The organism is Tardiphaga sp. 285_C5_N1_2, assembly GCF_052076065.1.
Lineage (GTDB): Bacteria > Pseudomonadota > Alphaproteobacteria > Rhizobiales > Xanthobacteraceae > Tardiphaga > Tardiphaga robiniae.
Map to the genome: position 1 here is coordinate 4,394,834 of NZ_CP197241.1, position 12,439 is coordinate 4,407,272.

8 protein-coding genes are annotated in these 12,439 nt (G+C 55.8%); 2 read left to right on the forward strand and 6 right to left on the reverse strand.

Translation table 11 applies throughout. From position 1 onward, the window contains the following. Positions 1-58: 58 nt before the first annotated feature. Genes AB7951_RS20780 through AB7951_RS20795 form a run of 4 tightly spaced genes read right to left on the reverse strand, consistent with a single transcriptional unit; the run spans position 59 to position 5,121 of the window. Entirely contained in the window at positions 59-1,330 is a 1,272-nt protein-coding gene (locus tag AB7951_RS20780) for an O-antigen ligase family protein (protein WP_439062534.1), read from the reverse strand. Next, positions 1,327-2,613: a glycosyltransferase family 4 protein gene (locus tag AB7951_RS20785; protein ID WP_439062533.1), complete on the reverse strand. Its 1,287-nt coding sequence runs from the start codon at positions 2,611-2,613 to the stop codon at positions 1,327-1,329. Before AB7951_RS20785 ends, AB7951_RS20780 begins: the two co-directional genes overlap by 4 nt. A 17-nt stretch (positions 2,614-2,630) precedes the next feature. Next, positions 2,631-3,764, reverse strand: a complete 1,134-nt coding sequence (locus AB7951_RS20790; protein ID WP_093760290.1) for a radical SAM protein — start codon at positions 3,762-3,764, stop codon at positions 2,631-2,633. Position 3,765: 1 nt separating this feature from the next. Continuing rightward, a complete protein-coding gene (locus AB7951_RS20795) occupies positions 3,766-5,121 on the reverse strand; it encodes a glycosyltransferase family 4 protein (protein WP_439062532.1) in 1,356 nt (451 codons plus the stop codon). Between the two features lie 256 nt (positions 5,122-5,377). On the opposite strand from AB7951_RS20795, the gene AB7951_RS20800 reads away from it, so the two are divergent. Together AB7951_RS20800 and AB7951_RS20805 are read left to right on the forward strand one after the other, a co-directional pair. Continuing rightward, entirely contained in the window at positions 5,378-7,522 is a 2,145-nt protein-coding gene (locus AB7951_RS20800; RefSeq protein ID WP_439062725.1) for a type I secretion system permease/ATPase, read from the forward strand. A 72-nt stretch (positions 7,523-7,594) separates the two neighbouring features. Next, positions 7,595-9,574, forward strand: a complete 1,980-nt coding sequence (locus AB7951_RS20805; RefSeq protein ID WP_439062531.1) for an HlyD family type I secretion periplasmic adaptor subunit — start codon at positions 7,595-7,597, stop codon at positions 9,572-9,574. Between the two features lie 93 nt (positions 9,575-9,667). Here the strand turns inward: AB7951_RS20805 and AB7951_RS20810 are convergent, their stop codons facing one another. Together AB7951_RS20810 and AB7951_RS20815 are read right to left on the reverse strand one after the other, a co-directional pair. After that, entirely contained in the window at positions 9,668-11,005 is a 1,338-nt protein-coding gene (locus AB7951_RS20810; RefSeq protein ID WP_439062530.1) for a DUF4910 domain-containing protein, read from the reverse strand. A 41-nt stretch (positions 11,006-11,046) separates the two neighbouring features. Then, positions 11,047-12,345: a methyltransferase domain-containing protein gene (locus tag AB7951_RS20815; protein WP_441256039.1), complete on the reverse strand. Its 1,299-nt coding sequence runs from the start codon at positions 12,343-12,345 to the stop codon at positions 11,047-11,049. Positions 12,346-12,439: the final 94 nt, after the last annotated feature.

Genomic DNA, 12,439 nt, shown 5'->3' on the forward strand with positions numbered 1-12,439 from the left:
ACATACGGACCGCCACGTTCAGCCGTTACAATCTTCACGGTTCGACATCTCGGGCCAGCTAGAGAAATTCTTTTTCGTCGGTCTCCCGACTGATGTATCGCGCCCTTTTCCTTACGCTCGCCTGCGCGTCGGAACGGCTTCCATGCATCACCGACGCCCGGCCGGCATAGGCAAAGTACAGGGCCATCGATGTAAAATTATCGAGAAGGTTCTCCGAGAAGAAATAGATACAGAGAACGACAAACAGAACTCGCGTCGCTCCAACCGGAAGTGATCGGTAAACGTGGATCAGAAATGGAACGAAGATGGCGAGATTGATCAAACCGTACTCTACCAGAATGCGCAGATAGTCGTTATGCGCAACGAGCGCGGCATAGGTGACAAGCGCCGTTTGCCCCGATCCGTAACCGAAGAGAAAAACACCGGTCCCCTGGCTCGAATACACATTCCAGATATCCGTCCAATGTATCAGACGAAAGAATGCCGAAAGATCTGTGGAACCCGTCATGGTGACAAGCTGCTTGTAGGACATTGACGCAATCGCGCTCGGATCCATGCTGAATACCAGCACCAAGTTGTCGAACGTCGCAATTCCGCGATCGAGGGCGCCAACCGACAGCGCGACAGCACCGCCTATGCCAACGGCAATAAGAGCAACGATAGAACTGCTCCGGATCGGCATGACGATCCACAAGCAGGATGCCACTGCTGTCGCGACGGCTGCCCCCAGCTTGTTCATGACGATAGCATTGATGAACTGGAACAGAATGACCCGGTTGCCGTAGAGCTGCGTTACCGCAAACAGAAGCGCAGAAAAATACAGAACACCGGTATTCGCGTTCGGAAAATACGAGAAGACTTCACTCGCAAAGCTCTCATTCTCGTAAACCTTGCTGCTCCCTTTGGTCAGCAAGAAAAGTATCGGCACAATGCCGAGCGCAACAATGCAGCGCAACTCGATCGGCTTCATCTTGCCACCGGTTGCGCGTCCCGCAGCATAGAACACATAGATTGACAGATACTTGAGAGCATCCGTCATCGACGCAACCTGCAGATTGTAGATGACACTTAACGTCGTCGTCACCAGCGCGACGAGCAGATATCCCTTCGCCGCGCCGTCTTCCCGCTTCGACTGCATAATGATCTGAATTGAATATGCGATGATCGCGAGGCTGACGGCGTTTCCCACGGCATTGAAGACTTGCGCTCCCAGAAAGTGATAAAGAAATGCGCAAAGATTGACGATCAACAAGCCGATGCAGAACATCGAGAAGTAAGACGATTTCGGTACCGCAACAGTGGGTCGGCCTTCGATCGCAAATTCGCTCATCGACGGCCACTCATATCGGTGATCGCTTCCTCAGCCTTTGCCCTCATCACCGCAACCTCCGACACCACCATCGATGGTCGTCGCTTCTGCCGGCGCCCAATTGGAGGTCTGACGATGAGGTCATCCTTGTCCTTCTGCGGACGCGTTGTCGATCTGTCCGGGTGGGACGCTCCCATCACGGCATCATAAATTTCGAGTGTCTTCGAAGCGATATCATTCCAGTCATAACGGCGCGTACTCTCGTGTCGAATCGTCTCGCGCTCGGCCGCTCCCATCCGAACCGCAGTGAGAGCAGCCATCTTCGATCTGAGTTCTTCGCAATCGCCAACCGGAAAGATATTGGCTGGATCCGTCACAACTTCGCAGTTTGACGGAATGTCACTAACCAACACCGGAAGCCCATAACTCAAGGCTTCGAGTAGGACGATTGGTAATCCTTCATGCGACGACGGCAATACGAAAAGTCCCGCATGCGCATAGAGCTGACGCAACGTCTCGCCGCTTTGGTATCCGGCCATCACAACGTTGTCCTGGCCTTGCGCCTCGATCACAAGCCGATCTGCGTATTCGTTCTTGTGATCGATCCGCCCAACGATAACGAGCTTCCATCCATCCGATTTCAGTCCCTCGAACGCCCGCAAGAGATCGATCTGCCGCTTCTCGGGGACCAGCCGCCCAACCGTCAAGACATACCGCCCCGCTTCGAGACCCAGCGCGTTGATCTTGTCTGTGTTCAGCGGAAGCTCGGAAAATACGACCCCATTTGGTATGACATCGCACGTCTTTTCATACTTCTCCTCGATGAGCTGACCGATGCTGCGACTGACAGCTATCCGCTTATGCGCGTATCGCATTCCGAATGCCTCGCCGGTCCGCAGAATCGTCCGCGCAGCCCAACCCCATTTCTCTCGATTGTAGTCCTCGCCATGATGCGTCACGACCACGCGCAAGCCAAATAATCGCAGCAACGGCGTCACAATCGCCGGGCCGATTCCGTGAATATGCACGACGCTCGGTCGCTTAATCCCGGCGACGAGCGCACAGATCAGCGAGTGCAGCAACGTTTCGAGATACACACTGCGAACAGTCCAGAGGCGAAGGATCCTCACTCCGCGCCAAGCATCGCCTTCCTGCGCGTCCACATATGGCGATCGCACGCAGGCCGTTACACCCTGTCCGAGCTTCGCAAGCCTCGGTGCGAGATTCTCGACATGGTTCTCGATCCCGCCCTGAACGTCCGGGAAGCCACGAAACCCGAACGTGTAGACCTCTCGCTTACCCATGACGCCACTCCCCGCTCTTAGTTGTTGATGAATGACTTCAGTGGGTAATGTTGGTCAGTTGTTATGCGCCCCTTGACCAGCTTGGCCTTGACGGTCTTGTCCAGGAATGACGGTCGCTCGACATGCGGCGACGGCCGCGCATCCGAATAGTCGATATAGCTGTCGAAGCAGATCTTCTTGCCCATCGACACCTTGGCTTTGTTTTTCAGAACCCACATCAATGGCTCCTGCTTTGGCAGTTGCGGCACGATCCGGGATCGCATCGCTGTCCGTGCGGTGGTCACCATCCAGCAGTTCTGTGCGCATCCAGCGACCTTGCCGAGCGTTTTCCGGGCGGTGTCGCTGTTGGCGATCTCATCCCACGACTGCTTTGCAAGATTTCCCATCGGAAGATCGGACCGGACGTTGCAAGCCCAGACATCCGACCACGGATCGATGAACGCAAAATCCTTTCCGGCGCTGCAGGGAATGAGCCTGTCGTGACCGAGAATCTTCTCGATCAAACCGAGATTCAGATAGGCGCGGAACCAGTTCTTCGGCTTGTTGCTTTTCAACAGCGCCTCGACGAGCCCCTCGACCTTGCGCGCGACACTGCGCCGATCATAGAAATAGTTGTCGTTCTTGTAGAATTGCCAGGCGTTATGCAGCGTCGAGGTTGCGAGTTCGTAGCCTTCCTTGCGGGCGAATTCGTAGACATCGACCAGCTGATCGACATTCTCGTCCTGGATCACCATCGCAAAGCCAAGATCCGTGCCGCCCGCCTCCTTCAGCATCCGGAGCCCGGCGACCTTCGTGGCATAGCCGCCCTTCTCGCCCCGGATCGTATCGCTGGTTACTTGGTCACCTTCGACGGAGAACCGAACCTTGATGTTCGGATACTTCTTGATGATTGGAACCAGGCGTTCGGGATGCAGGCCATTCGACGAAATCTCGAGGACCCGCGCTTTCGGATAAAGTAGGTCCGCGATCTCGGCGAGATCTTTGCGAAGTGTTGGCTCGCCACCCGACACATTGAGGTTGTCGAAGCCAGGCGGCAGTTTCGACAATGTCTCGAGTGATATCTCTTCCCGCGGATCGGTCGGGTTCTGCCAAATATAGCACATCTGGCACTTGGAATTGCAGCGGAACGTCGAAATGATAGTGAGATCCATTTTATACTCCGACTCTGTTCTGTTCCTTCAGGGGATTCACGACGCTTTGGTAGAGCGCGAGCAGCGCCGCCCCATGGGCTTGAAGCGAGTATTCGGCTTCGACGACCTTCCTGGCCTCAGCACCAAGCCGCCCACGGAGGTCACGGTCCGCGAGCAGCAGTCGAATTTTGCTCGATAGGTCGTGAACGTCCTTCGAGGCAAACAGCAGCCCGGTCAATCCGTCTCTGACCAACTCGGGAATTCCACCAATTCGCGATGCAAGAACGGTTTTTCCGTGCGCCATCGCCTCCAGGATCGAGAGCGGGCTGTTTTCGTGCCACTCCGAAGGCACCACAACGACGGCGGCTCCGCGAATGACACTCGTCAGATCTGCACCAGCCAGATGTCCCTTGAACTCGGCGTCTGGAAATTGCGTCTGGAGCTCAGATAACAGAGGCCCGGTCCCGGCCACCACAAGCCGCCAAATGGCACTGTCTGCAGCATGTGCTTTCAGCAGGGTGGCCACACCTTTTTCCGACGAAAGTCGCCCGAGATACAGGATATAGCCGCTATCTTCACGAGATACCTGGATCGCAGAGGCGTCGATACCATTGGGAATATGCGTGACTTTCGCGTCTCCAAACCGGCGTGCGACGGCGTCACGCATGAATCGACTGGGCGCGATGAATTGACTGACACGTTGATAACTTTGCGCCACCGCGTGATAGCGCGCTTCCGCCCAAAGTAACGCACTTCGCCCCAGCGACCCGTCCGCACATCGTTTACGCAAAATCGATTCGAAACGTCCGCTGGTGCAGTCTGTGCAAACTGCGCCATTCGACAGTTGCGTGTAGACCGGGCAAACCGGCTTGTAGTCGTGCAGCGTCAGGACGACTGGCGTATGAAGCCGCGCAGCGGCATTGATGATCGACGGCGTCAGCTGATGGTAGATGTTGTGGCAATGTAAAAGGTTGGGATTCTCGTCGCGTATGAGCGCGGAAATATTACTTACGGCTTCCTGAGACCGAACGAAGGAGATCGCGGCTTTTATTTTGCTGCTTCTCGACCCCGCCTTGTAGCTCTTCTCGGAAACGAAGTAAGATTCGTATTTCGACGGGCGATTGCGACTGTCGCGCATGGAGAACTCCATGACGTCGATGCCGCGCCCCTTCATCCAGTCCATTTCGTCGAACATAACGGCCTCTGAGCCGCCATTCCGGAAGAAGAATTTATTCGCGACAAGGATCTTTTCGACCTGATCCGCAGCGCAACTCAGTGTCGGCCGTTGAATATCGGTGCCCCCGTCCGCGCTACGTTCGGCCTGCGACGGCCTTAGCATCACGATGTTCTCGTTGCGGAACGCGCTACTGGCGGGCATGCGTAATGACCTCGTCTTTATGGGTTGAAGCCATCTCTCAGACGTCTCTCAAACGACCCATGAACGAAGCGTATGCGTAGGTACGACAGTGATATTGACGGGCGTCAACTCCGCTTAGCGCAGCGCAATAGAGTCTCTCTCAACGACATCTGCCTGAACTTCTCCTCTATTTCGGCGCCAGAATTGGACCGGATCATTACTGCGGCTCGAGCGCGACATGGTAGCAGCACAGGTGCCGCGCGGCGCGAGGGGACCAATGGAAGAGCACCTCGAGCCAACAGCAGCAAAGCCTGACGGCGGTCTTATAGCTCTCGTCATGATGCTCAGATTTCAGGGGCTGAGCATTGACCCGGAGCGCATTCGACATCAGTTCGGCCACAAGCTCATTGGCGTGGCTGAGATGCTCCGTTGCGCCAAGGATCTCGGCCTAAAGGCGCGCATTGTGCGCAGCAGTTGGGTGCGGCTGTCCAAGGTGCCAATGCCGGCCCTGGCGCTTCTCAAGGACGGTCAGTTCCTCCTGCTCGGCAAGGTCGAGCCCGAGAGGGTCATTGTCCTGCAGCCGGGTCGATCGCAGCCGACAATGATGACGCCATCCGAGCTGACAACCGTATGGGACGGCCCTCTTCTCTTGATGACGAAACGGGCAACCATTTCAGATCTGGCTCGGCGGTTCGACCTCACCTGGTTCATCGCGGCAATCTACAAGTACCGCTGGCTGTTGAGCGAAGTTCTCCTTGCTTCGTTCTTTCTCCAGCTATTTGCGCTGGTCTCTCCGCTCTTTTTCCAGGTTGTGGTCGATAAGGTTCTTGTTCATCGCAGTATGAGCACCCTCGACGTGCTCGCGATTGGCCTGATTGCCATCGCTTTGTTCGAGACCGTCCTTTCGATTCTTCGGACCTATCTCCTGTCTCACACCACCAACCGCATCGACGTAGAGCTTGGCGCCCGGTTGTTCCGACATCTACTGGCGCTTCCGATCGGCTATTTCCAGACCCGGCGCGTCGGCGACTCCGTAGCGCGCGTCCGTGAGCTGGAGAACATCCGGAATTTTCTCACCAGTTCGTCTTTGACCGTTGCCATCGACCTGTTCTTCACGATCATCTTCATTGGCGTTCTGTTTGTCTATTCGCCCCTACTCACCTGGATCGTCGTCGCCGCGTTTCCCATTTATGTCGTCATCTCTGCGGTTGCGACGCCGCTATTCCAGTACCGGCTCGATGAAAAATTCAGGCGCGGTGCCGAGAACCAGGCATTTCTGGTCGAAAGTGTCACTGCCATCGAAACGTTGAAAGCAATGGCGGTCGAGCCCCAGATGCAGCGGCGCTGGGAGGAGCAGCTGGCAGCCTATGTGTCTGCCAGCTTTCGCGTCCTCAGTCTGGGCAATTTCACCAGCCAGTTCATTCAGTTCATTAGCAAAATCGTGAGTGCGCTGATTCTATACTTTGGCGCCAAACTGGTCATCAGTGGTGACCTGACCGTTGGCGAACTGGTGGCCTTCAATCTACTCGCGGGCCGTGTCAACGCACCAATTCTCAGACTGGCCCAACTCTGGCAGGACTTTCAGCAAACACGCCTCTCGGTTGCCCGGCTTGGTGACATCCTGAATACCGCTCCGGAGCCAGCCTATATGCCCAGTCGGATGTCGCTTGCGGCCATCAGAGGTGACGTCCGCTTTGAACATGTAACGTTCCGTTATCGCATCGATGGACCGGAAATCCTCTACAACATCAACATCTATTGTCCTGCTGGACAGGTCATTGGAGTGGTTGGCCCATCCGGGTCGGGCAAGAGCACGCTCGCGAAACTGGTTCAGCGCCTCTATGTCCCCGAAACGGGCCGGGTGCTGGTCGACGGCGTCGACATCGCACAGGTCGATCCAAGTTGGCTTCGTCGGCAGATTGGCGTTGTCCTGCAGGATAGCGTTCTGCTTAACGCTTCCATTCGCGAAAACATCGCTTTGGTTGATCCAGCGACACCTGCCGGAAAAGTTGTCGAAGCTGCCGCTCTCGCGGGCGCCCATGACTTTATCATCGAGCTTCCGGAAGGCTACGATACTGTCGTCGGCGAGCGGGGCAACACATTGTCGGGCGGCCAGCGCCAACGCGTCGCCATCGCGCGCGCGCTCATAACTGATCCCCGTATTCTAATCTTCGATGAGGCTACAAGCGCGCTCGACTACGAAAGCGAACGGATTGTCCAAAAGAATATGGCGCAGATCGCCAAGGGGCGTACAGTATTCATTATTGCTCATCGCCTTTCCGCCCTCCGCATGGCCGATCGCATCATTACGATCGAGAATGGACGGCTGGTTGAGGACGGCACCCATCAGGAGCTCATAAGAGCCGGCGGGCGCTATGCCAAGCTTTATCGTTTGCAGGCGGGGTTTCATGACCCGGCTTGATCCCTGTCTCGACGCATTGCCAGATTATTCTGTACTCGGGATTCGAATTTTCCCACGAACGAGAGACACAGTTTGACCGTACTTGAGACCACATCCTTGCACAGTAGCGACGATCCAGGCTTCTTTGCCCTGGAGATGCTGTTACGCCTGGCCGGATTGGAGGTCGACGTTGCCCTGCTGCGTAGCATCAGCAGCAACGGTCCCGTCGATGTTGCAAGCATCCTAGCTTACGCACGGAAGGCCGAGCTATCCGCACGATGTATCGAGACAAGGTGGATTGACCTTCCCAAATATGCACTGCCGGGCATCATTCCTCTTCGCAATGGCAGTTTCTCGATTGTCGGCAGCGTCGCCGGCGAGAAGGTCGTCGTTCTCCATGCTGGTGCATCTCGTCCAAGCGTTCTGAGTGAGGCACAATTCACCTCACTCTGGGACGGACGCCTCCTTCTGATCCAAAGGTTATCTCCAGTATCCGCATCGACCCTGAGGATTCGCAAGCTGCTGACACGAATCCTCCAGAAGCCACGCCGGCTCGACCAGGCCACGTCGCATTGCCCCCCGGGCCCGGTCGCGGTTCTGGTCACTGCACGACGGGGCGCCGCCGCAGTGTCCAGTCAAGCTCGAAAATTCGGTAGCGCTGTGGCCAGCCTGAAGCCAAGGGATCAGGCGTCTCAAGTTCATGAATTGGCATTCCTGCCCGCTGCCCTCGAAATCGTGGAAACCCCTCCGTCTCCAATCGGGCGCGCGGTTGCGTATACTATTGCTTCCATCTTCACATTTGCGCTCATCTGGGCAACATTCGGCACCGTCGATATTGTGGCCACCGCACCGGGGAAATTCGTCCCGAGCGGACGCACGAAATCAATCCAGCCTCTCGAAGCCGGCGTCATTCGAGCGATCAGCGTCACGGACGGCCAGGCCGTGCGGAGCGGCGATCCATTGATCGCGTTCGATGCCACGATGAGCACCGCAGAACTTGGCCACCTCAAAAGTGACCTCCTTGGGTCGGAGCTTGACGTGGCACGGCTGAAGGCGGCTTTGAATAAAGCGCTGAATCCCCTGACTGCCTTTGCCCCGCCGGACCATGCGCCCTTGGCCCTCGTTGAGATGCACCGGCGCTTTCTTATCAGCCAGACCGCCGAGCAAGCTGCCAAACTCGCAACCATCAATGGCCAGATTGCGCAAAAGGAGGCCGAACGAGCAACTTCCAAGGCATTGAGCGAGAAATTACGCGCCGTCTTGAATCCCTTGCAGCAAAGGGTCGAGATCCGGGAGCAGCTGTTTCAGAAGGGCCTGGGCTCGAAGATCAATTATCTCACCGAATTGCAGGACTTGGTTACCCAACGCCAGGAGCTGACCGTACAGGACAGCCGCCATAGCGAAGCGGAGGCTGCAATTGCGGTGTTAGTCGAAATGCGAACAAAGACCGTCGCAGAATATGAAAGGTCGCTCTTCGAGGAATTGGCCAAGGCGGAACAGAAGGTCGCGGGGCTCACGCAGGACGTCATCAAGGCGGAGCGCCGCACCGCGCTACAGACCTTGACGGCTCCTATCGACGGCACCGTCCAGCAACTGGCCGTTCACACTGTTGGCGGGGTCGCCACTCCGGCCCAAACGCTCATGCTGATTGTCCCGGAGGACAGCCGCCTGGAAATCGAAGCCAATATTTCCAACAGGGACATCGGGTTTGTCGAACCAGGCCAAGACGTGGCTATCAAGGTCGATACGTTCAATTTCACGCGCTACGGCCTTCTGAGCGGCAAGATTCTGAGCATCTCGAAGGATGCCATCACCCGTAACAAGCCGCCTGCCCGGAGCGTCGATTCTTCACCTGCTACAGACACTGCCAGCAGTGAACCGGCCGGTCAGGAGCTCGTATATTCCGCACGCATATCGGTGGATCGCAAACAGATGGATGTAGAAAATAGAACCGTTGATCTTTCGGCCGGCATGGCTGTCACCGCTGAGATCAACATCGGATCACGTCGGATTATCAGCTACATCATGTCCCCGCTGCTGCGCTACAAACAAGAAAGTCTGCGCGAGCGGTAGCACCATGATTTAATTGCGACCGCCGTACTCTCCACCGCTCGGAACCAGCATGCCGCGCTAACTCGCTTGCGCGCGGCAAACGCTGCCCCCCCTTCAGCGCACCAAGCCGGCGGACTGCAATGCAGAAGCCGCCTCCTTGAGGATCCCCCAGGGCAGGCTTGAGCGTTCCGCGATATCGAGCAGAGAGGTTGCACCGTCCGACATATTCAGAATCCATAGCAACGCCAACTGGTACTCACCAGCAGAACGCCCGCCAATGGTGCTGTAAAGACCATAGTCACCGAGCTTCGGCTCACACATCGGCTTCTGATTGGTATATTTTCGATTATTCTCAATCACATCGATCGCGGCGATCGCCCTGTCCAATGAATCGCGCAGAGCCGCTGGTTTCACGAATGACAGATTGTCGGCCGATGTGTGGTACTCAGGGAATTTCCCGTGCGGCGTCCTCATGAACGAGCCGACCGGGAGATTGATGCCAGGCGAGCAGTATTGTCGCTCGTCATAGCCAAATGGTGAGAAAGGCTGAATTGTGTGGGGCTCGCCACCTTGCTTCAATACATAGGTCCACGCACGATCGATTTCGGCATTGCCTTGGCGGCTTAATTTGTACGTCGGGCTCCCAGCGTCGCCCACACACGTCAAAACGAAGCCATGCTTGATCCGGCTGAGATGCGCCTGATTCAACGCCAACCAGGTGATTGATCCGATCGTGCCGGGGATAAACACAAATCGATAAGAGTAGCGTAGATCCATGTTGCGCAAATGCTGGGCGAGTGCTGTCGCCACGGCAACTCCGGACAGATTGTCATTACAAAGAGACGGATGACACAGGTGGCAGGATATGAGGACTTCTTCTGATGAACTTCCCAGCAGCCGCAAGTCGCCATAAGTGAGATGCCCGCGTTCAAGCATCGAGTCGATGCAAACCTCGTACTCGTCTTCTTTGAGTGCCAACAACTGCGTATGTGTGACGCAAAATCCCCAGGCGGCGTGATAATACGACGTGCGATAGGGAATGACGTCCGGATGGTCTGGATCTGAAAAGAGGTGCTTCTTCAGTTCTTCGAGATTAAGGCGCACATGAACAGGCACGCTGTAACTAACCACATGAAGATTGCACGCTCGGAAATCTACGATGCGCTCTCCCGCACTGTTCTTGATGTAAGCATCGCGGATATTCCACTCAGATGGCACCGTCCAGTCGAACACTTTCAAACCGGACGGCACCTCACAAGTGGTAAGCGGAACATACTTCTGAATATGACGAAGGGTTTCGCGAACTCCCTCGCCGGTAATGCTCCTGCATATCGGATAGAGATCTGCAACGAAGTCATGCATGGCCTGGCCACTGCGATCGGCCGACAACTCCGTCGTCGCAGCGCCCCTCTCGAGTCGACCCGACACCACCTTCCGAACAATATCATGCATCGCCAGGTCTCATTCCACTCTCTATTCTGATGCTTTGATCGTCACGCGATGACAACGGGCTCCGGAATAGGAACAATAAATTTTGCTCCCCAACTGCGGGCAAATGACAGCTGGCTGATGATTTCCTGTTGCAGATTCCAAGGCAGGATCAGGATATAGTCCGGCTTTGTCACCCCTATCCTTTCCGGCTCATAGATTGGGATGTGCGTTCCGGGCAATAAATGCCCCTGCTTATGTGGGTTCTTGTCGACCGTGTACTCGATGAGGTCGGGGCTGACACCGCAGTAATTCAGCAAAGTGTTTCCCTTGGCCGGCGCTCCATATCCGACGACCCGTTTACCTTCACGTTTTGCTGTTTCCAGAAAGTCGATCAGCTTCCGCTTCGTCTCCAGGGCGCGCTCCTCGAAGGCCTGATAATGCTCCAGATTGGCGACCCCCGCTGCGATCTCTTTTTCTCGCAACGCTGACACCCGGCTCGACACCGCGTGACGTCCGCGACCCGTGTGCTGTGCATAGATCCGAAGCGAACCGCCGTGGGTCGACAGCTCTTCCACATCGAACAACGTCATACTGTGGGATGCGAAGATCTTCTCAACGGTCAGAAACGAGAAGTAGGAAAAGTGCTCATGATAAATCGTATCAATCTGGCACTCGTCAAAAAGCCGCATGAGGTGCGGGAATTCCATTGTTGCCACGCCACGATCATCGAGGAGAATGCTGATCCCGCCGACAAAATCATTCAGGTTTGGCACATGCGCCAGCACGTTGTTTCCAATCAGAAGATTGGCACGCAACCCTTCGCGGCGAAGCGTCTTGGCTGACCGCTCACCGAAAAAATCAACGCGCGTGGGTATACCGCGCGCTCTGGCGACCGCGGCAACATTCTGCGCCGGCTCGATTCCGAGGACCGGGATCTCATGCTCGACAAAGTACTGCAGGAGATATCCATCATTGCTTGCGATCTCGACGACGCTCGTATCTGGACCGAGGCTAAAGCGAGTGATTACGTTGTCGACATACTTCTTGGCATGTTGAAGCCATGATTCGCTGTATGACGAGAAATACGCGTAATCGCCGAAGATGTTCTCCGGGCTTTCCCACTCTTCCAACTGAACAAGAAAGCACTCGCTACATACATAGGCCTTCAGCGGGAAGAATTTCTCCTTTTCTCCATTGTCATCCTTCTTCAGATAGGAATTTGCGAGAGGAGACATCCCAAGATCGAGAAACACATTCTCCAGAGGAGCACTACAGAATCTGCAGCTACATGTTTCATCCGAATGCGACGACGGTGTCGCCGCCGAATTGAAGGACTGCACAGCGACTTCTTGATTCAACATGGGTACGCTCCTGATGCGCGTTCGCGTTATCTCGCACCGGAACCGTATTTGTCTGCGCACCCGTTCACTTGACCTCTGTCAAGTTACCACAACT

Bases quoted from the DNA above. Each gene is read 5' to 3' on its own strand.
- AB7951_RS20795 (WP_439062532.1), bottom strand. From the start codon at position 5,121: ATGCCCGCCAGTAGCGCGTTCCGCAACGAGAACATCGTGATGCTAAGG.
- AB7951_RS20785 (WP_439062533.1), bottom strand. From the start codon at position 2,613: ATGGGTAAGCGAGAGGTCTACACGTTCGGGTTTCGTGGCTTCCCGGAC.
- AB7951_RS20800 (WP_439062725.1), top strand. From the start codon at position 5,378: ATGGAAGAGCACCTCGAGCCAACAGCAGCAAAGCCTGACGGCGGTCTT.
- AB7951_RS20810 (WP_439062530.1), bottom strand. From the start codon at position 11,005: ATGCATGATATTGTTCGGAAGGTGGTGTCGGGTCGACTCGAGAGGGGC.
- AB7951_RS20780 (WP_439062534.1), bottom strand. From the start codon at position 1,330: ATGAGCGAATTTGCGATCGAAGGCCGACCCACTGTTGCGGTACCGAAA.
- AB7951_RS20790 (WP_093760290.1), bottom strand. From the start codon at position 3,764: ATGGATCTCACTATCATTTCGACGTTCCGCTGCAATTCCAAGTGCCAG.
- AB7951_RS20815 (WP_441256039.1), bottom strand. From the start codon at position 12,345: ATGTTGAATCAAGAAGTCGCTGTGCAGTCCTTCAATTCGGCGGCGACA.